The 20,073-nt window shown below is 54.8% G+C and carries 16 protein-coding genes; all 16 read left to right on the forward strand.

Translation table 11 applies throughout. From position 1 onward, the window contains the following. Positions 1–79 precede the first annotated feature (79 nt). Entirely contained in the window at positions 80–535 is a 456-nt protein-coding gene (locus ACE418_RS08885) for a CtsR family transcriptional regulator (RefSeq protein WP_416450277.1), read from the forward strand. A 23-nt stretch (positions 536–558) separates the two neighbouring features. Beyond that, complete coding sequence (locus tag ACE418_RS08890) at positions 559–1,074, forward strand: UvrB/UvrC motif-containing protein (RefSeq protein WP_416450278.1); 516 nt, start codon at positions 559–561, stop codon at positions 1,072–1,074. Positions 1,075–1,077: 3 nt separating this feature from the next. Next, on the forward strand, positions 1,078–2,142 hold the full coding sequence (locus tag ACE418_RS08895; protein ID WP_416450279.1) for an ATP--guanido phosphotransferase: 1,065 nt from the start codon (positions 1,078–1,080) through the stop codon (positions 2,140–2,142). Positions 2,143–2,151: 9 nt separating this feature from the next. Then, the gene (locus ACE418_RS08900; RefSeq protein WP_416450298.1) at positions 2,152–4,581 is read left to right on the forward strand and encodes an ATP-dependent Clp protease ATP-binding subunit; all 2,430 of its coding nucleotides are present in this window, start codon (positions 2,152–2,154) and stop codon (positions 4,579–4,581) included. Between the two features lie 9 nt (positions 4,582–4,590). Further along, positions 4,591–5,967, forward strand: coding sequence for a DNA repair protein RadA (gene radA, locus ACE418_RS08905; protein WP_416450280.1), 1,377 nt, complete (start codon positions 4,591–4,593; stop codon positions 5,965–5,967). Positions 5,968–6,419: 452 nt separating this feature from the next. Beyond that, positions 6,420–6,749 (forward strand): hypothetical protein, encoded by a 330-nt coding sequence (locus ACE418_RS08910; protein WP_416450281.1) that lies wholly within the window; start codon positions 6,420–6,422, stop codon positions 6,747–6,749. Positions 6,750–6,768: 19 nt separating this feature from the next. Then, a complete protein-coding gene (locus tag ACE418_RS08915; protein WP_416450282.1) occupies positions 6,769–8,031 on the forward strand; it encodes an AAA family ATPase in 1,263 nt (420 codons plus the stop codon). Between the two features lie 302 nt (positions 8,032–8,333). Beyond that, complete coding sequence (locus tag ACE418_RS08920) at positions 8,334–8,732, forward strand: (deoxy)nucleoside triphosphate pyrophosphohydrolase (protein ID WP_416450283.1); 399 nt, start codon at positions 8,334–8,336, stop codon at positions 8,730–8,732. Between the two features lie 9 nt (positions 8,733–8,741). After that, on the forward strand, positions 8,742–11,618 hold the full coding sequence (locus tag ACE418_RS08925; RefSeq protein WP_416450284.1) for a DUF3427 domain-containing protein: 2,877 nt from the start codon (positions 8,742–8,744) through the stop codon (positions 11,616–11,618). Between the two features lie 93 nt (positions 11,619–11,711). Beyond that, positions 11,712–13,109 (forward strand): ATP-binding protein, encoded by a 1,398-nt coding sequence (locus ACE418_RS08930; protein WP_416450285.1) that lies wholly within the window; start codon positions 11,712–11,714, stop codon positions 13,107–13,109. 108 nt (positions 13,110–13,217) lie between these two features. Then, a complete protein-coding gene (locus ACE418_RS08935) occupies positions 13,218–14,399 on the forward strand; it encodes a PIN/TRAM domain-containing protein (RefSeq protein WP_416450286.1) in 1,182 nt (393 codons plus the stop codon). A gap of 9 nt (positions 14,400–14,408) precedes the next feature. Continuing rightward, positions 14,409–15,569 (forward strand): 2-C-methyl-D-erythritol 4-phosphate cytidylyltransferase, encoded by a 1,161-nt coding sequence (ispD, locus tag ACE418_RS08940; protein ID WP_416450287.1) that lies wholly within the window; start codon positions 14,409–14,411, stop codon positions 15,567–15,569. 30 nt (positions 15,570–15,599) lie between these two features. Then, positions 15,600–17,054, forward strand: a complete 1,455-nt coding sequence (gene gltX, locus ACE418_RS08945) for a glutamate--tRNA ligase (protein ID WP_416450288.1) — start codon at positions 15,600–15,602, stop codon at positions 17,052–17,054. A gap of 328 nt (positions 17,055–17,382) precedes the next feature. After that, positions 17,383–18,828 carry a cysteine--tRNA ligase gene (gene cysS, locus ACE418_RS08950; protein WP_416450289.1) on the forward strand — a complete coding sequence of 482 codons (1,446 nt, stop codon included), beginning with the start codon at positions 17,383–17,385 and terminating at the stop codon, positions 18,826–18,828. Then, positions 18,825–19,310, forward strand: coding sequence for a Mini-ribonuclease 3 (locus tag ACE418_RS08955; RefSeq protein ID WP_416450290.1), 486 nt, complete (start codon positions 18,825–18,827; stop codon positions 19,308–19,310). The genes cysS and ACE418_RS08955 overlap by 4 nt, the downstream gene beginning before the upstream one ends. Next, positions 19,307–20,053 (forward strand): 23S rRNA (guanosine(2251)-2'-O)-methyltransferase RlmB, encoded by a 747-nt coding sequence (rlmB, locus tag ACE418_RS08960; RefSeq protein WP_416450291.1) that lies wholly within the window; start codon positions 19,307–19,309, stop codon positions 20,051–20,053. The genes ACE418_RS08955 and rlmB overlap by 4 nt, the downstream gene beginning before the upstream one ends. Positions 20,054–20,073 lie beyond the last annotated feature (20 nt).

Here is a 20,073-nt window from a genome sequence, read left to right on the forward strand (position 1 = left end):
CGTAAAGTCAAAAAGACGAATATAATAGAGTTGTATGAAAGTCAAAAAGAAAAATGTATTTTTTGCGGGGTGAGTTACGATGAGTGTATTAGCAGATAAGATTGAACAATTCATATTACATAAATTACTGGAAGAAGACAATTCAGATATTGTATTGCGTCGCAACGAGCTGGCCGATGAACTGCAATGCGCTCCGTCGCAGATCAGCTACGTCCTGAGTACGCGCTTTTCCAACGACAAGGGCTATCTGGTCGAATCGCGGCGCGGGTCTGGCGGATTCGTCCGCATCATCAAGCTGACGCCGAAGAAGCAGGACCGCACACCGGTCCTCCTGCACGAACGGCTGCCGGCCGTCAGCATTTCCATGGAAGACCTGGATGCCCTGCTGTACCAGCTCCTCAAGCGGCGCAGCCTGACCAATAATGAAGCGGTCATCCTCCATTTGACCTTTGAGTCCCTCTACCGCCATGTCGACGATGAAGGGACGCGCCTGCTGGTTATCAGCGATATTTTGAAGAACCTCAATATCCATTGAGTGATAGAAAGGACGTGAGGGCTATGTTATGTGATGCCTGTAAGAAAAGAGAGGCTGTTGTCCATATCGTCAAGATCGAGAACGGGCGGCGCACGGATTTGCACCTGTGTGCAGCCTGTGCGAAGAAACAGACTAATTTTTCGAATTTCAGAGATTTAAATATTATTGATAACGACTTTTTCCGCAAGATGGCTTACCCGGACTACCAGGGACGCAGCGGCGATGAACCGCGCTGTGCCAGCTGCGGCATGACCTATAGTGAATTCAACCGCCTGGGGAAATTCGGTTGTCCGGACTGTTATGAAGCCTTTAAGGAAGAGATTCCGCCGCTCCTGCGCCGCATCCACGGCCACAGCAAGCACGCCGGCAAGGTGCCCAACCGCGGCACCGGCGTCTTCCGGACGGCGACGCACGTCAAACGCCTGCGCCAGCACTTGCAGAAGCTGGTCCAGGAAGAACGCTATGAAGAAGCGGCGAAAGTCCGCGATGAAATCCGCGCCCTCCAGCGTCAGCTGCCGGATGGCGGAAAGGGGGAATAAGCCATGGTCCACGATATGCTCAAGCAGCCGCTCTGCCCCTGGCAGGACGGGACGGGCAACTTCAATGATATCGTCATCGACAGCCGTGTCCGCCTGGACCGGAACTTGAAGAAATACGTCTTTCCCGACAAGGCCTCGGATACGGAACTGGCCGCCGTCCTCGAAGAGGGCAAACGCCAGATCGGTACCCTCGATACCCTGGGCCATGGACGCTATACCTTCGTCAGCCTCGACGAATTATCGCCGCTGGAACGGGAAATGCTGGCAGTGAAACATTTTTCCTCGGCCAGCCATATCGAACAGCCCAAGCACCGGGGCCTCCTGCTCCGCGAAGACGGGGCCGTGTCGATCATGATCAATGAAGAAGACCATTTCTGCATCCAGACGGCAGCGCCGGGCTTCGACCTCCAGCGCGTCTGGGACCAGGCGGCCCAGGTCGACGATGCCCTGGAAAGCCACCTGGATTTCGCCTTCCGCGATGATTTCGGCTACCTGACAGCCAGTCCGTCCCTGACCGGTACGGGCCTGACCGTCGGCGTGACCATCCACGTCCCGGCCCTGATCCTCATGAAACGGTTCAACCGCATCGTCCAGGGCATTACCAAATTCGGCTTCACCGTATCCGGGATGTACGGCGAACGCAATGAATGTATCGGCAACATCTTCCAGATTACCAATCAGATTACCCTGGGAGTGACCGAAACAGATATCCTCGACCAGCTGCGCAAGATTGTCACCCAGATTGTACAGGAAGAACAGAATTGCCGCAGCCTCGTCTGGGATCACAATGAAAACACATTAAAAGATAAATGGCTGCGTACTTACGGCACCCTCAGCCGGGCCTGGCTCCTGGCCGACCAGGAGTCGCTGACTTTGGCCAGCGACCTGCGCTTCGGCATCGACATGGGCGTCATCCCTGAAGGCCCCCTGGCTTATGAAGCCATCATGACCGTCGTCGAACCGGCTTACCTGCAGCTCAAGGCCGGAACCGAACTGAACGGGGAAGAGTTGGAACACCAGCGGGCTGAAGCCGTGCAGCAGGTACTCAGTGATTACCGGAGGAAGTGATTTCCCATGATGAACAATCGTCTCACCAATGACGCCAAGGCCGTCCTGCAGTATGCGCAGGAAGCGGCACAAAAATTCCACCATGATTACGTAGGGACCGAACATATCCTGCTCGGTCTCGTTCTCAATACAGACGGCATCGCCGGCCTGCTCCTCAACCAGCTGGGCCTGACGCCGGAAAATGTCACCCGCGCCATCGAACAGCACGTCGGCTGGGGCCAAGACTCGCCGACAAAGCTGCGCCTGACACCGCGGACGAAGCGGGCCATGGAACTGGCTGTCCGCGAAGCCAACCGGCTGGAACAGAACTATGTCGGCACGGAACACATGCTGGCCGGCATCCTTGAAGAAGGGAGCGGCATGGCCGTCCAGATCCTGGAAGACATGGACATCGACCCGGACCTCGTATCCCAGCGCTTGAGCGAGCTCATGAACGACCCGGCCGTCGAAGGCGGTGACGCCGTACCGTCCAAGAACGGCAGCGACCTGTCCCAGTTCGGACGGGACCTCAATGAATGGGCCAAGAAGGGCAAAATCGACCCGGTCATCGGCCGGGAAAAAGAAATCAGCCGTGTCATCCAGATCCTCAGCCGCCGGACCAAGAACAACCCGGTCCTCATCGGTGCGCCTGGCGTCGGCAAGACGGCCATCGCCGAAGGCCTGGCCCAGCGCATCATCAACGGCAATGTGCCGGATAGTTTGCTGGACAAGCGCATTTTCTCCCTCGACTTGGCCAGCATCGTCGCCGGCACCAAATACCGCGGCGAATTCGAAGAACGGATCAAGCGCATCCTCGATACGATCGAACAGGACGATTCCATCATCCTCTTCATCGACGAAATCCACCAGCTCATCGGCGCTGGGGCCGTCGAAGGGGCCATGGATGCGGCGAATATCCTGAAACCGGCCCTGGCCCGCGGCGACCTGCAATGCATCGGCGCGACGACTATCGACGAATATAAGAAACACTTTGAAAAAGATGCCGCCCTGGCCCGTCGTTTCCAGCCCGTCCTGGTCGGCGAACCGACAGAAGACGACGCCATGGCCATCCTCTTCGGCCTGCGCGACCGCTACGAAGCCTTCCACAAGGCCCGCATCACCGACGAAGCCGTCAAGGCAGCCGTCAAACTGTCGGCACGGTACATTTCCGACCGCTATCTGCCGGACAAGGCCATCGACGTTATGGATGAAGCCGCAGCCCGCGTCCGCATGAAGGTCTATGCCCCGTCGAATGAACTGCAGGACCTGGAACAGAAGCTGGCCGACATCAATAAAGAAAAAGAAGCGGCCCTGGCTGGCGAAGACTTTGAAAAATGCGCGTCCCTCCGCGATGCCGGTAAGAAGGTATCGTCGGAAATCTCGGCCCTCCAGAAAGAAAAGAAACAACATGACGATGAAAAGCTCGTCGTCACGGAAAACGATATTGCCGACGTCGTATCCATGTGGACCGGCGTCCCGGTTCAGCAGATTACGGAAACGGAATCGCAGCGCCTTCTCCATCTGGAAGAAGAACTGCACAAACGGGTCATCAGCCAGGACGATGCCGTCACGGCCGTCGCCAAAGCTGTCCGCCGGGCCCGCGCCGGCCTCAAGGATGCCAACCGTCCCATCGGGTCCTTCCTCTTCCTCGGCCCGTCCGGTGTCGGCAAGACCGAACTGGCCCGGACCCTGGCAGCCCAGCTCTTCGGCAGTGCCGACAACATGATACGCATCGACATGAGCGAATTCATGGAAAAATACAGCGTCTCCCGCCTGGTCGGGGCCCCTCCGGGCTATGTCGGCTATGAAGAAGGCGGCGAACTGACCGATGCCGTCCGGGAAAAACCGTACAGCGTCATCCTCTTCGACGAAGTGGAAAAGGCCAGCAGCGACTTCTTCAACCTCCTCCTGCAGGTCCTCGACGAAGGGCGCCTGACCGATTCCAAAGGGCGCACCGTCGACTTCCGCAACACGGTCATCATCATGACCAGCAATCTCGGCGCGTCGCACCTCAAACCGTCGGGGCCGGTCATGGGCTTTTCGACGGGCGGCGACAGTGCCAAAGACCGTGCCGCGTCCTTCGAAGTCGCCAAGAAGGAAATCATGGCCGATGTGAAACGCTTCTTCCGGCCGGAATTCCTCAACCGTATCGACGAAATCATCGTCTTCAAGCCGCTGGAACAGAAGGACCTGCGCCAGATCGTCGACATCCTGCTCAAAGATTTGACCCAGCGCCTCGGCGAAAAAGGCGTCGCTCTCGATTGGACGACGGCTGCCGACGATGTCCTGGTCCAGGAAGGGACGGACTTCGCCTATGGTGCCCGGCCGTTGAAGCGGGCTATCCAGAAGCTCGTCGAAGACCCGATTTCGGAAATGCTCCTCAGCAGCAGCGTCAAGGAAGGCAATACGATCCACGTCGACAGCCTGGATAAGAAGAAGCTCGTCTTTACGACGGAGTAAGGTGACATTATGGCAAAAACAAAGACCCGTTACGTCTGCAGTAACTGTGGCAGTGTGTCCAGCCGCTGGCTCGGCCGCTGCCCGCAGTGCGGCGAATGGAATACCATGACCGAAGAAACGGTCGCACCGGAAGCCCCGAAGGCGGCCCAGAGCATGGTCCGCAGCGGCCCGGCGTCGCAGGCGGCGTCCCTGGCGGATATCGCCATGGAAGATATGGCCCGCATGGAAACGGGCATTGGCGAGCTGGACCGCGTCCTCGGCGGCGGCATCGTCCCCGGGGCACTGATCCTGCTCAGCGGCGACCCGGGCATCGGCAAGTCGACGCTGGTCCTGCAGCTGGCGGCGGCCGTTTGTGAAAAGAACGGTACTGTCCTTTACGGATCCGGTGAAGAATCGGCCGGTCAGATCAAGATGCGCGCCCAGCGCCTGGGAATCGCCACACCGGACCTGATCATCCAGGCCGATACGTCCCTGGACCACATCCTCGACGAAGCCAAAAAACGGCGGCCGGCCCTGCTGGTCGTCGACTCCATCCAGACCATGTACAGCCAGTCCGTCGAAGGCACGCCGGGCAGTCTGGCCCAGATACGCGAGAACACGAGCCGCCTCATGACCTTTGCCAAGAGCGAAGGCATTCCCATCGTCGTCATCGGCCACGTCACCAAGGACGGCGCCATTGCCGGGCCGCGCATGATGGAACACATGGTAGACGTCGTCCTCTACTTTGAAGGAGAACGGAACTACCAGTTCCGCATCCTGCGGGGCATCAAGAACCGCTTTGGCTCGACCAATGAATCGGGACTGTTCACCATGACCAGCAGCGGCCTGTCGGAACTGGAGAACCCGTCCCAGCTGCTCCTGGCCGAACGGGCAGCCGACCAGGCCGGCTCAGCCGTAGCCGCTGTCCTCGATGGCATGCGGCCCATGCTGGGGGAAATCCAGGCTTTGACGGCTCATTCGGTCTTCGCCGTTCCGCGGCGGACGGCATCGGGCATGGACTATAACCGCCTGATCATCCTCCTGGCCGTCCTGGAAAAGCGACTGGGCGTGCCCCTGGGCAGCCAGGACGTCTACATCAACGTCGTTGGCGGCCTGCGCCTGACCGAAACGGCAGCGGACCTGCCCGTCGCCCTGGCAGTCTATTCCAGCCTGCGGGACATCTCCATGGACAGCCGTACCGTCGTCATGGGCGAAGTCGGACTGACCGGCGATATCCGCCGCGTCCCCCAGGCCCTGCGCCGCGTCAAAGAAGCGGCCAAGATGGGCTTTAACACCTTCATCCTGCCTAAAGGCAACCTGGAAGACATCGAAACAGACAAATTCCCGGACTGCCGTTTCCTGGGCGTCGCCACCCTGCGCGAAGCCATCGAAAAGGCCTTCCGCTAACTGCTAATCCCTAGCTGCTAACCACTAAAAAGGGCTTGTCGCCGTGACAAGCCCTTTTCGCTTGCCTTTTTTGAGTAAACCTGTTACGCTAAATTTAGTGGTTAGTGGTTAGTGGTTAGTGGTTAGTGGTTAGTGGTTAGTGGCTAGTGGCTAGTGGCTCGTAGGGGCCGTCCCAAAGGGCGGCCCGCCAGAGGTCCGTTCGGGAAGCCTTTCTGGCCCGCCAGAGGTCTGTCCGGGAAGCCTTTCCAGCCAGTCAGGTGCCGACCGACGGAAGGCGCAAGACGGTTGCTGGAACGGACAGCTGAGGATGGGCGACCCGCCTGACCTGTAGGGGCGCCTACGTGGGGTGGCTGTTTTCCGGCTCCCCTGATAGGGGAGCTGTCAGCGAAGCTGACTGAGAGGTTGATGGCTGGCCGTTAACGATAACTATAACCGGAAAGGAGCATATCATCATGCGAAAATGGATTCATTTAGCCTTCATGACTCTCTGTTTCTTCTGTCTCAGCGGAATTGCCCTGGCCGCTTCAGCCGTGACACCGGACGGCTATTTCAACGGCATCCGCCTGGCCGGCAAAGTCCGCGTCGTCGATTCCTTCCCGGACATCCGTGTCCAGGTCGTCAGCGCCTTTCCGGACCTGCGCGTCCAGACTGTCGACTATTTCCCCGATGACATCGGCCAATGGCAGTTCGTCGATTACGGCGAAGACTTCACGGTCCAATTCGTCGATTCCTTCCCGGACATCCGCATCCAGTTCGTCAACAGTTTCCCGGGAATTCCTTGATAGTGATAGAGGTGATGTTATGTCTGACAATTATAGTGCTGAAATGATTTTTCAACCCAAGTCATATCCTGTTTATACGTATGTTGACCGGTCTTTGGGGAGCAGTACCTATGAAAAAAGAATGAAGCGGGCCATCCGTACTCCAGGTAATTTGGTCGTCGTTTCAGGGGCTTCTAAATCGGGGAAGACAGTGCTTTGCCATCGCGTCGTAGCAGATCGTGAAATTGTCGATCTCAGTGGTTCCCAGATTCGGGAAGCCGATGATTTTTGGGAACAAATAGCAGAAAAATTGGAAGTTCCTACGGAAATCCAAATTATTGAAAGCCAGGGGGAATCTGCCAGAACAAGTACCAAAGGAGAGGGAAAAGTATCCTTGGGTATTTCCGGCAGCCTTAGCCGGCAGGCTGAAAAAGCGCATACGACGGGGAATAGTATTGCCCAAAAAAGCGTCCGGAATAATACGCAGATGATGCGCAGTCTGATCCAGGAAGGCAAGGTACTGGTCATTGACGATTTTCACTATATTGAGCCAGAAGTCCAGCAATATATTGCCCGGACCCTGAAAACGGAACTCTTTCATGGTCTTAAAGCCGTTATCCTGACCTTGCCGCACCGGTCGGACGATGCTATCCGCCTGAACCCCGATTTGATTGGACGGACGACGGTCATTGATATTGCGCCCTGGTCTTTAGATGAATTGAAAAAAATCGCAGAAAAAGGATTTGCCTTGTTGTCTTTCCCCATTACGCCAGAGGCTATAGAAACCTTAGCCAGAGAAAGTATCGCTTCTCCTCAACTGATGCAGGAAAATTGCCTTAGCCTGGCTGAAGAGGCTGGGGAAGAGAACATTTCTGGTGTCACAACAGGGCTTTTACAAAGGGCCTTTTCTATGACTGCTATGAATTACGAATACTATCGGCAGCCTTTGCAGACCGCTTTGAAAGGGCCGGCTCAAGGGCGCAAGCAGCGAAAAAAATACGCATTGAAGAAAGGGCAGCACGTAGACGGATATAAATTACTGCTATTATCCATATCGAAGGATCCACCAGAATTATCCTTTCCTGTAGAAGACATTAAGCAGCGGATTTTAGACCTATTGGCTGATGCGCCAGGAGCTGCTCTGTCTACGCTGTATATAAGCAACATCGTCAACCATATCGAAAAGTCTTTCCAAAAGTCCCTGCCACAACTCGATACGATTGAGTGGAAAGATAAGACACTCTACATTTTAGATCCTTTTTTGCTCTTTTATCTTCGTTGGGATACTGCCTGGAAAGGCTAAAGTTTGTAAAAAAATAAGAGGGCGCAGGTTGCAGTTCGCAGTTCGCAAAAATATACAGCCTGTGGCCGTATGTGTTGGGGCTTGTTGCATTAAGCAAATAACGCATAATGCGACAGCCTCTTTTTTGAGCTTGGATTTGAAAGTTTGATATGATGATTTTGAATTTAAAGCTATCGCCTTAAACATCATACATCAAACTTCAAACATTAAAGAGAGAGGGAATGCGCATGATGACGGAAGCTTTCATGCGATAGTCCCGTTGTGATACAATAGAGAAAATAATGCAGAAAAGAGGAATTTGGATGAAACACTTAGAAGTGGTAGCTGCGATTTTGGAATATAATGGAAAAATTCTTTGTATGGAACGGGGCCAGGGAAAATTTGACTATGTCAGTTTCAAATACGAGTTTCCCGGTGGCAAGATTGAACCGGGCGAAGCCAAGCACACGGCCATTGAACGAGAACTGCGGGAAGAAATGGATGTCCACGTGGCTGTCAAGGAATCGGATTTGTACATGACCGTCCATCATGACTATCCTGATTTTTCCATCACTATGTATGCCTTCTATTGCCATTTAGACAAGCCGGACTTTGTCCGCAAGGAACACGTCGATGCGAAATGGATGGCTCCCGAAGACATGCCGACGCTGGATTGGGCACCGGCAGATGTGCCTATCATGAAAAAGCTTTCTGGAAAGTAGGCGACAGCCATGGGGGAATATGGGGCTTTGGAGCAGTGTTTGCGCGAAGGTTTCATTGATTATACGGTGGAAGCGGACCAACGATATGTTCCTAAAATTCTGACCAATAACAAAGATAAGAAGCGCAAGGTGCTCGATACGATTTTGTCGCAGCTGTACGTTTGCGATTCCTTCTTGTTTTCCGTTGCCTTTTTGACGAAAAGCGGGATTGCCTGCCTGAAAGATGCGCTCATTCAGAACCGGACGGCGACGGGGAAGATTTTAGCGTCGCAGTATTTGAACTTTACGGAACCCGGTGCATTGCGGGAATTGCTGAAGTTTCCCAATGTCGAATTGCGCATGGTGACGGAAGAACGGGCTTTTCACGCCAAAGGCTATCTCTTTCATCGCTCTCAGGCGGGGCCGGAAAATTATACCATGGTCATTGGCAGCAGTAACATGACAGCCAATGCCTTGACGCACAATCAGGAATGGAATGTGTTCTTTACATCGGCAGAAAACGGCTCTCTTATCCGGCAGACGAAGGAAGAATTTGATGCCTTGTGGGATACGGCGGAAGTCGTGGACGAAGCGTGGATTCAGGCCTATGAGTCTGTGTACACGCACAATAAACCGAAACGGCAGTCCGTGTATGTACCTTTTCATAAAATTCAGCCGAACGCTATGCAAAAAGCGGCTTTAGCTGGGATTCAAAAGCTGCGTGACGACGGTCAGGACCGGGGGTTGCTCATTTCAGCGACTGGGACGGGGAAAACCTATTTATCGGCCTTTGACGTCTTAAAAACGCATCCCCGGCGGTTTCTCTTTGTCGTCCATCGGGAGCTCATCGTCAAAAGTGCACGGGACAGCTATGTCCGAATTGGCATTAATCCCGCTGATACGGGGCTGCTGACAGGGCACGATAAAGAAATGGACAAGCCCTATATTTTTGCGACCATTCAGACCTTGGCCCAGGATGAAATTCTCCATACCTTTGCGCCCGATGCTTTTGACTATATTGTCATCGACGAAGTACATCATGGCGGAGCTGCGACGTACCAAAAGGTCATTGGCTATTTTCGGCCAAAATTTCTGTTAGGCATGACGGCGACGCCGGAACGCTCCGACGACTTCGATATTTATGCCTTGTTCCATCATCATATTGCCTATGAAATCCGCTTGCACGACGCCTTGGAAGAAAACATGCTCGTTCCGTTTCACTACCACGGCATCAGTGAAATCACCGTCGATGGCAAAGTGTTAGATGACATGAGTGATTTTGCCCTTTTGACTTGTGAAGAACGTGTAAAACATATATTATATTACGCTGACTTATATGGCAGTGATGCCGACCGCATCAAAGGCCTCGTCTTTTGCCGCAATGTAGACGAAGCGCAGGCCTTGGCTGAAGCCTTTCGCCAGCATGGGAAACGGGCCGTCGCCTTGACGGGTGCGTCGCGCGAAAGCGAACGGAGTGAAGCGATTCGTCATTTAGAGGCGAAAGCGGCCGAAGACCCGCAGTATCTCGATTACATTTTCACTTGTGATATTTTCAATGAAGGCGTCGACATTCCCCAGGTCAATCAGGTCATCATGCTGCGGCCGACGACGTCGGCTATCGTCTTTGTCCAGCAGTTAGGCCGGGGGCTGCGCAAATATCCGCATAAGCGCTATTTGGAAGTGCTCGATTTCATCGGCAACTATGAAAATAACTTTTTGCTTCCCATTGCCCTGTTTGGCGATAGGACGTATGATAAAGACTTCGTCCGCCGCCTCATGCAGGTCAATTTTCTGCCGGGGCCGACGTCGGTTCATTTTGATGACATCGCCAAAGAACGGATTTACGCGGCTATTGATGCCAAAAGTGCTTTGGCAGACCTGCGGGATTTGAAAGAATCGTACCGTAATATGGCTTACCGCTTGGGCCGCCAGCCGATGATGATGGATTTTGTCCGCTTTGGCGACAAGGACCCGGCGCTGTTCGTTGCTAAGAAGGAGTCCTTTTTTGAGTTTGTTCAATACATGGAGCCCTATGACTCGACGCTGAATGCATCGCATCGGGCTGTGCTGAAGATGATGAGCCTGGAACTGGCCAATGGCAAGCGCATAGAAGAATTGCTGGTCTTGCGCCATTTGCTGACAGAAGATTCCTGGCCTACGGCGGCCCTGGCTAAGGAAATGAGTGAAACATACCATTTCCTGCCGTCTGCGGAAACGATGGAAAGCGTGGCCCGCCTGCTGGATTTGCAATTTTTCACTAAAACGGCCAGAAAAAAATACGGCAGCCAGCCGCTTATTTCCTTTGAAAACCATGCTTATACAGCGACTCCCTATTGGAACGATTTGAAAGAAAATGAAGAATTTCAGCGCTATGTTCGTGATATCCTCGACTATGGAACGTATCGTTTTGAAAGCCTCTACGTTCACGATGAACCGGAAATCATTCAGGGCTTTGTCCGTTATGGCCGCTATTCCCGCAAAGACGTGTCACGCATCCTTAATTATGAAACGAACCGTGAAGGCACGCTCAATGGCTATCAGATTGTCGGCGCCACGTGTCCTATTTTTGTTACCTATGAGAAGCGCGACGACATTTCGGCCAATACGAAGTACGAAGACCAGTTCGTCTCGCCGCAGCAGTTCAGCTGGATGACGCGGGCCCGGATTCGCCTGACGTCGTCACAGATTCCAGCTATTCGCAATGAACACACGCGGAAACTGCTGTTCGTGAAAAAGAGCGATGCCGAAGGCTCTGACTTCTATTACATGGGAGATTTGACGGTATTAGGCGATCCTGTCGAAACGACGATTGCCGATGGCAAAGGGCAGCAGCTGCCTATCGTCAATTTCCAGTTCCTCTTGGACAAGCCTGTTGAAGATAAGCTCTATCGGTATCTGTGTGAGTGAGTCGTTGACTCAAAAATATAGATAAGTTATACTTTAGTAAGATACGATTTACTAAATTACGATTTACTAAATAGAGGAAAGAGGGGAATGGCTATGTTCGTCGGTCGCAGGTCTGAGTTGGCTATGATGCAGCGCCGTTATGAACGGCATGGGTATGAATGTATCGTCCTTTACGGGCGCCGCCGTGTGGGGAAGACGGCACTGATACGGGAGTTCATCCGGGACAAGGCGGCTATCTTTTTCACTGGAATGGAAACGACGGCCCAGGAAAACCTGGATAGTTTCAGCCAGTGTATTTATGATTTCCAGGGCGGGGATGGGACGGCCCCGGTATATCCGGATTTCCAGGCTGCTTTCGATGCGATTACGGGACTGGCTGCAACGAAAAAACTGGTCCTGGTCATCGACGAGTTCCCGTATCTGGCTAAATCGTATCCTGGGATTTCTTCTTTGCTCCAGGTCCAGATCGACCATGTCTGGAAGGATAAGGATATATATTTGATTCTTTGCGGTTCTTCCATGAGTTTTATGGAAAAACAGGTCTTAGGTCATCAGAGCCCTCTGTTTGGGCGGCGGACGGCTCAGCTGAAGCTGCAGCCGTTCACGATTTTCGAGGCCCAGAAATTTTTCCCTGATATGGATCCAGAAAAACTGGCTGTCCTGTATGGACTGACTGGAGGGGTCCCGCTTTATCTGGGACAGATGCGGCGCGACGCGACGATTGATGAGGATATTATAGAAAATTTCCTGGATCCCATGGCTTATCTCTTCGAGGAACCGGCTAATTTCTTGAAACAGGAAGTGCGGGAGCCTGCTACGTATAATGCCATTATCCAGGCCGTCGCGACGGGAAGTACGAAAATCAGTCAGATTGCGACAAAAACGGGGCTGGAAGTCAGTGCCTGTGCCGCGTATTTGAAGAACCTCATCGGCCTGGGCATCATTAAGAAAGAATATCCTTTTGGGGAAAGTCATTCTCGGAAAAGCATCTATCTGCTAAAGGACAGTATGTTCCGCTTTTGGTATCGTTTCATCCCTGCGCATTATTCCCAAATCCAGAACGGCATGGCTGCCGTAGCCTGGCAGCGGATCAAGCCGCATTTGCCGGATTTCATGGGGCAGGTATTCGAGGAAATCTGCTTGCAATGGTTATGGCGTGAAAATGCTGGTGGCCGTCTTCCTATTGTATTTGATGAAGCCGGGCGTTGGTGGGGAGGCGACCCGCGGACCCATAAGCAGACTGAAGTGGATATCGTCGCTGGCAATGCGGAAGGCGAATTGCTTTTAGGGGAATGTAAATGGCGGAATGAGCTGGTGGACCAGGATGTATTGGAATTACTGCTCTACCGGAGCGGACTTTTCCAGGCCGTGAACAAGGAATACATTCTCTTTGCCAAGCGTGGTTTTTCTGAACGATGCCGCCGTGAAGCAGAAGGAAATGAGCATATCCATCTCGTCACGTTCGACCAGATGATGCGTCACAGACTGTAGTCTGTCTCCGCAAAAACTTTACACGCCACCTGTGGTACATTGACGGGAAATGTGGTAAACTAGTATAGTTATAGAAGTATATACAAAGGGGAGGTGTTTTTTTACTCTATGGAAGATAAATATGAATCGGGCCATGAGGAGCCGAAATCGAAGAAATTCAATGGCCGTAATGTGGCTGATAACATTATGAAAGGTGTCATCGTCCTGATTATGGCTGTCATTTTCGTCATGATTGCCGACCAGGTCATTACGACGCCCTTCATCAGTGCCGAAATCGAAGGGGAATTTTTCCACGGCAGTATTTTTGGTACGACGATTATCACTATCGTAGCCTATATCATCGGCATCATCGTCGGTGCGCTGGTGGGCTATGGGATTTCACCGTTCGTGCTGCGCCTCATCTGGGCGGCCATTCACCGCATCGAATCGGGTCTGAATGATTTCGAGAGCCAGGACATCATCGTCGGGACGCTGGGGTTGCTTTTTGGACTTATCATTGCGAATTTAATTGGCCTAGCGTTTGCCCGCCTGCCGATTATCGGGGCCTATGGGCCTATCGTCTTCAGCATCGTCTTTGGCTACGCCGGCATGAGCATCGCTATCCGTAAGAAGAGCGAAATCATCGCCCTGGCAGGCAATCTGCGCCTGGGCCGGTCCGGCAAGGACCATGGCGGCAAGCATAAGGACATGGAATTTTCCGGCAAGCTCCTCGATACGAGCGCCATCATCGACGGCCGTATCGCCGAGATTTGCAGTACCGGCTTCCTCGAAGGGCCGCTGCTGGTGCCGGTCTTTGTTTTGGAAGAATTGCAGCTCATCGCCGATTCGTCGGACCTGTTGAAGCGCAATAAAGGCCGCCGTGGCCTGGATATCCTGAAGCAGATGCAGGAAGATAATTACGTCGAAGTCCGCATCATCAACGACGATTTCGACGATGTCCAGGGTGTCGATTCCAAGCTCGTCCGCCTGGGCCGCAAGATCAATGCCAAAGTCGTCACCAACGACTATAACCTCAATAAAGTCGCCGCCCTCCAGGGCGTGGCCGTCCTCAACATCAACGACCTGGCCAATGCCCTGAAACCGGCCCGCATCCCTGGGGAACACATGAACGTCCTCATCGTCAAGGCCGGCAAGGAAGAGAACCAGGGCGTCGCTTATCTCGATGACGGCACGATGATCGTCGTCGAAGATGGCCAGAAGTACATCGGTTCTACCGTGCCCGTTACGGTAACGTCTGTCCTGCAGACGTCGGCTGGGCGCATGATATTCGTCAAGATTGCAAATGAGTAGGTGAAATGTGTGAAAGTATCTGTCATCGTCGTAGCGGCCGGCACAGGGAGCCGCTTCGGCTACGAGCGGAACAAGCTCTTCTATCCCTTGTGCGGCGAGCCCGTCCTGACCCATACCCTGCGCCACATCTTTGCCGCCCGGTCGGTCAGTGAAGTGGTCATCGTCCATTCCCGCGTCGATGAGAAGGAAATCCGCCGCCTCGTCGATGATCTCCATCCCTGCCAGCCTGTGCGCTATGCCCTGGGCGGCGCCGAACGGGAAGACTCGGTCTATAACGGCCTCATGGCCGTCGGCCGCGATATGGATGTGGTCATGGTCCACGACGGGGCCCGGCCTTTTGCCGGCCCGGACTGGTATGACCAGGGGGCGGCCATGATGGAAACGGCCAGGGCTGCCATTTACGGCATCCCCCTCAAGGATACGGTCAAGGTCCGCGGCGACGACGGCCGCCTGCATACGCTGAACCGCAGCCGCCTGGTCGCTGCCCAGACGCCGCAGATCTTTCACCGCGACCTGCTCATGGAAGCCCATGAGCACGCCCGGACTGAAGGCATCCAGGCTACGGATGATGCATCCCTCGTCGAGGCCCTGGGCGTACCGGTGGTCATCCTCGAAGGGAGCGAGAAGAACCGCAAGGTGACGACGCGCGACGACATCCCTATCCTGTCCCTGTACATGAAGGGCCGGGAAGTCCAGCGCATCGGTACGGGCTATGACGTCCATCGCCTGAAAGCAGGGCGGCGCCTGGTCCTGGGCGGTGTCGAGATTCCCTTTGAACGGGGCCTCGATGGACACTCCGACGCCGACGTCGTCATCCATGCCATCATGGACGCCCTGCTGGGAGCCGCCGGGCTCCGCGACATCGGGACGTATTTTCCCGATACGGACCAGGCCTTCAAGGATATTTCCAGCCTGGTCCTCCTGGAAAAGGTCCGCCACCTGCTGCGGGAGAAATGCTGCCGCATCGTCAACCTAGACGTGACCTTATTGGCACAACGGCCTAAGATCAAGCCCTATGTGCCACAGATGATTGCCAATATTGCCGAGGCCCTGCGTATCCCCAAGGCCGCCGTCTCCGTCAAGGCGACGACGACAGAGAAACTGGGATTCGTCGGCCGGGAAGAAGGCATGGCAGCCCAGGCGGCAGCCATGGTCCTTAGCTATCAATAATACATATATAGTTTTTAGGAGGAATTTTTTATGTCACAGGAAGTACGCGTTCGTTTTGCTCCGAGCCCAACAGGCCCGTTCCACATCGGCGGTGCCCGTTCGGCACTGTTCAACTACCTCGTTGCCAAGCACAACCACGGTAAGTTCGTCGTCCGCATCGAAGATACGGACCGCAAGCGTTCGACGTCGGAATCGGAAGAAAACATCAAGGAAGCCTTGAAATGGCTGGGCATCACCTGGGATGAAGGCATCGACGTCGGCGGTCCTGATGGCCCGTACCGCCAGACCGAACGCCTGGGCATTTATCAGAAATATACGGAAAAGCTCTTAGCCGAAGGCAAGGCTTACTACTGCTTCTGCACACCGGAAGAACTGGAAGCCGAAAAGCAGGCCCAGCTGGCTAAAGGCGAAACGCCGGTCTACTCCGGCAAATGCGCCGACCTGCCCAAGGAAACGGTCGAACAGTACCTCAAGGAAGGCCGTCCCCATGTCATCCGCATCAAGACGCCGAAGAACGAAACGATTGAACTGGACGACCTCGTCCGCGGCCACGTTTCCTTCGACTCCAACAATGTCGGCGACTTCGTCATCGTCAAATCCGATGGCATCCCGGTTTACAACTACTGCGTCGTCCTCGACGATGCCCTGATGCACATCACCCACGTCATCCGCGCCGAAGAACATCTGTCCAACACGCCGCGCCAGCTGGTCATCTACAAGGCCCTGGGTTTTGAAGCTCCGAAATTTGCCCACGTATCGCTCATCCTCGGCGCTGACAAGAAGAAGATGAGCAAGCGCCATGGGGCTACGTCGGTCCAGCAGTACCGCGATATGGGCTATCTCCCCGATGCCCTGGTCAACTTCCTGGCCCTCCTCGGCTGGACGCCGGAAGGCGATCAGGAAATCTTCAGCCGCGATGAACTCATCGAACAGTTCACCCTCGACCGCGTCGCCAAGAATCCGGCCGTCTTCGACATCGAAAAACTCAACTGGATCAACTTCCATTATATGAAACAGCTCGATGAAGACCAGCTCTATGCCGTCTGCCTGCCGCACCTCCAGAAGGCCGGCTATGCCAGCGAAAACCCGGACGAAAAGGAAGCCGCTTGGCTCAAGGCTATCTGCGCCGCCATGCGCGAACACGTCCAGTACGGTGCCCAGATCGTCGATGCCGCCAAGGTCTTCTTCACCGATGACCATGCGCCGGAAAATGAAGAAACGGCTGCCGTCCTCAAAGAAGAAACGGCTCCGTCCGTCCTCCAGATGTTCCGCGATGAACTGGCTGCCCTCGACGACGTCACGCCCGACACAGTACAGCCTTTGTTCAAGAAAATCCAGAAGGGCCTCAAGGTCAAGGGCAAGTTCGTCTACATGCCGATCCGCGTCGCCATCACCGGTGTCATGCACGGCCCGGACCTGAATGTCATCGTCGCCCTCATGGGCCGCGACAAAGTCCTGGCCCGCCTGGACGAAACGTTGGCCTAAAGGGCTTGACATGAGCCCGATTATTGGGTACTATATACATACATATTAACTAATAATATGTATCAAATAAGAATCTGCGATGATCAAAATGAGTTGCAGTGGCATCCGACAGAGAGGAAGGGTCACGGCTGAGAGCCTTTCCAGGTCATAAAACTGCAATGCTGCCTTTGTGAGCAGGCCGGGTGAAAGGAGTAATCCGGTCCGGGTGCGCCCGTTACTGCGCAGTAAAGATTACGGCACTGCCGTAAAAACAGAGTGGAACCACGGGCCACCGTCTCTGTCATCGGGGATGGTGGCCTTTTTGTTCAAATTTCAGGGAGGTTACCGTATGAGAGAACTGAAAGTATATAATACATTGACCCGCAAGAAAGAAACCTTCGTACCCGTCACGCCGGGCCAGGTCAAGATGTATGTCTGCGGCATCACGCCGTACAACCATTCCCACATGGGCAATGCCCGTCCTTTCGTCACATGGGACGTCATCAAACGCTATCTGGAACACTTGGGCTATGAAGTCACGCACATCCAGAACTTCACCGATGTCGACGACAAGATCATCAATGCTGCCAACGGGGAAGGCGTCACGTGGGATACCATTTCCAACCGCTATATCGCGTCGTACTTCGACGTCATGGACAAGCTCCACATCCGCCGGGCCGACAAGTATCCCCGCGTCTCGGAACACATGGATGAAATCATCCACATGGTCCAGACCCTCATCGACAAAGGCTATGCCTACGTCATCGACCACGATGTCTATTACAGCGTCGAAAAATTTGCCGACTATGGTAAATTGAGCGGCCGCAGCCTCGACGACATGATGGCCGGCGCCCGCATCGAAGTCGACGACCGCAAGCATAATCCCATGGACTTCGCCCTCTGGAAAGGCGCGAAACCGGGCGAACCGTCGTGGGACAGCCCCTGGGGCAAAGGCCGTCCGGGCTGGCACATCGAATGCTCGGCCATGAGCAACAAATACCTCGGCGATACCTTTGACTTCCATGGCGGCGGCAGCGACCTCATCTTCCCGCACCATGAAAACGAAATCGCCCAGTCCGAAGCCTTTACGGGCAAGAAACCGATGGTCAAGTATTGGCTCCACAACGGGTTCATCACCATCAACTCCGAAAAGATGAGCAAGTCCCTGAACAACTTCTTCTTAGTCAAGGACGTCCTGGAACACTACAGCCCGGATGCCCTGCGCTTCTTCCTCATTTCCAACCATTACCGCAGCCCCTTGGACTTCAGCGACGAACGGCTGGAAGAAATGACGCGCAGCCTCGAACGCTTGGGCACGGCAATCGACAATGTCCTGGAACTTCTGGCCATGCCGGCCGGTGCTAAATCGCCGGAAGCCCAGCAGCTCCTGGAAACGGCCCACAAAGACGAAGAAGACTTTGAAAACGCTATGTGCGACGACTTCAATACGGCTCTGGCCAGCGCAGCGATGTTCGACCTGGCCAAGAACGTCAACATCTTCAAGAACGCCGTCGTCAACAATGGCGTCCCCGTCGATTCGGCGGCCATGTCGGAAGTCAAACGTGTCTTCAAGACCTTTACGGACATCCTCGGCATCCTCGAAGACCGCTGGACCGGCAAGAAGGAAGATGCCAGCAGCAAGGATTACGACGACCTCATGCAGGCCATCCTCGACATCCGTCAGGAATGCCGCGCCCAGAAGCAGTACGCCTTGGCCGATGCCATCCGCGACAAACTGGCTGCCCTGGGGATTACCATCGAAGATTCGCCGCAGGGAGCGCGCTGGAAAAAGTGAAATTCAAACAACTGCAAGCACTGAAGAAACGGGCCTATCAGGCCTTTGCCGATGGCAGGCGCCTCGACGTGCCCGAACAGGATGCGGCCCATCTCGACTCGATCAACCTGGCCTTTGTCGGCGATGCCTATTACGCCCTGACGCTGCGCAAGCGCCTGGTGGAAACAGGCATCCCTCATGTCCAGGTCCTGCACACGCTGGCAGCGGAATTCGTCTCCGCCAAGGCCCAGGCCTATGTCTACCGCCGCATCCACGACGAACTGACGGACGAAGAAAAGGCCATCTGCCAGCGGGCCCGCAATGCCTATACCCTGGCGCCGAAGAGCGCTACCGTCGCCGAATACCACGATAGTACGGCCCTGGAAGCCCTGGTGGGGTACCTGGTCATGGCCGGCCGGGCAGAACGGCTGGATGCCGTCATGGTCCGGGTCTATGAAGAAACGAAAGCCTATTGTAATGAAAAACATGGAGGAATGGAATGAGTGAGGCAAATATCATCATCGGCCGCAACAGTGTCACCGAAGCCCTGAAGGCCGGCCGGTCCATCACCAAACTGTACGTCGCAGCCGGCAACGAATCGCAGCCGCTGCAGCGCATCCGCGATTTGGCAGGGCAGCGGGACATCCTCGTCGAAGATGTGCCCCTGAAGGTCCTCAACCACCTGGCACCGGGCAACCGCCACCAGGGCGTCATCGCCTTTGCCAAGCCCGTGGAATACGCGGATCTGACGGATGTCCTCATCGCTGCCGATGAAAAGGGGAAGGTCCCGTTCCTGGTCCTTCTCGACGGCATCGAAGACGTCCACAACATGGGGGCCATCATCCGCACGGCGGAATGTGCCGGTGTCGACGCCGTCCTCCTGCCCAAGCGGCGGACGGCGCCTATCAACGAGACCGTCGGCAAGACGTCGGCCGGTGCTGTCGAATACATGCCTCTCGTACAAATCGGCAACATCGCCCAGACCCTGAAGCAGCTCAAGAAGCGCGGTTTCTGGGTCATCGGCGCCGATATGGACGGCGAGACGGATTATTTCCACAGTTCCCTGACGGATCCCGTCGTCCTGGTCATCGGCAGTGAAGGCCGGGGCATTTCGCACCTGGTCAAAGAGACGTGCGACGTCCTGGTCCAGATTCCCATGTTCGGCCACGTCAATTCCCTCAACGCCTCCGTCGCAGCGGCGCTGCTCATGTATGAAGTCGTGCGGCAGCGGCAGGCAGGCGAATAAATTAGATAAGCGAGGTAACG

It is taken from the genome of Megasphaera jansseni (assembly GCF_047974155.1).
Taxonomy (GTDB): domain Bacteria; phylum Bacillota; class Negativicutes; order Veillonellales; family Megasphaeraceae; genus Megasphaera.

What these genes read in the sequence shown, in the direction of transcription:
- ACE418_RS08885 (WP_416450277.1), top strand. Translation starts at nt 80, where the DNA reads ATGAGTGTATTAGCAGATAAGATTGAACAATTCATATTACATAAATTA.
- ACE418_RS08890 (WP_416450278.1), top strand. Translation starts at nt 559, where the DNA reads ATGTTATGTGATGCCTGTAAGAAAAGAGAGGCTGTTGTCCATATCGTC.
- ACE418_RS08895 (WP_416450279.1), top strand. Translation starts at nt 1,078, where the DNA reads ATGGTCCACGATATGCTCAAGCAGCCGCTCTGCCCCTGGCAGGACGGG.
- ACE418_RS08900 (WP_416450298.1), top strand. Translation starts at nt 2,152, where the DNA reads ATGAACAATCGTCTCACCAATGACGCCAAGGCCGTCCTGCAGTATGCG.
- radA (WP_416450280.1), top strand. Translation starts at nt 4,591, where the DNA reads ATGGCAAAAACAAAGACCCGTTACGTCTGCAGTAACTGTGGCAGTGTG.
- ACE418_RS08910 (WP_416450281.1), top strand. Translation starts at nt 6,420, where the DNA reads ATGCGAAAATGGATTCATTTAGCCTTCATGACTCTCTGTTTCTTCTGT.
- ACE418_RS08915 (WP_416450282.1), top strand. Translation starts at nt 6,769, where the DNA reads ATGTCTGACAATTATAGTGCTGAAATGATTTTTCAACCCAAGTCATAT.
- ACE418_RS08920 (WP_416450283.1), top strand. Translation starts at nt 8,334, where the DNA reads ATGAAACACTTAGAAGTGGTAGCTGCGATTTTGGAATATAATGGAAAA.
- ACE418_RS08925 (WP_416450284.1), top strand. Translation starts at nt 8,742, where the DNA reads ATGGGGGAATATGGGGCTTTGGAGCAGTGTTTGCGCGAAGGTTTCATT.
- ACE418_RS08930 (WP_416450285.1), top strand. Translation starts at nt 11,712, where the DNA reads ATGTTCGTCGGTCGCAGGTCTGAGTTGGCTATGATGCAGCGCCGTTAT.
- ACE418_RS08935 (WP_416450286.1), top strand. Translation starts at nt 13,218, where the DNA reads ATGGAAGATAAATATGAATCGGGCCATGAGGAGCCGAAATCGAAGAAA.
- gltX (WP_416450288.1), top strand. Translation starts at nt 15,600, where the DNA reads ATGTCACAGGAAGTACGCGTTCGTTTTGCTCCGAGCCCAACAGGCCCG.
- cysS (WP_416450289.1), top strand. Translation starts at nt 17,383, where the DNA reads ATGAGAGAACTGAAAGTATATAATACATTGACCCGCAAGAAAGAAACC.
- rlmB (WP_416450291.1), top strand. Translation starts at nt 19,307, where the DNA reads ATGAGTGAGGCAAATATCATCATCGGCCGCAACAGTGTCACCGAAGCC.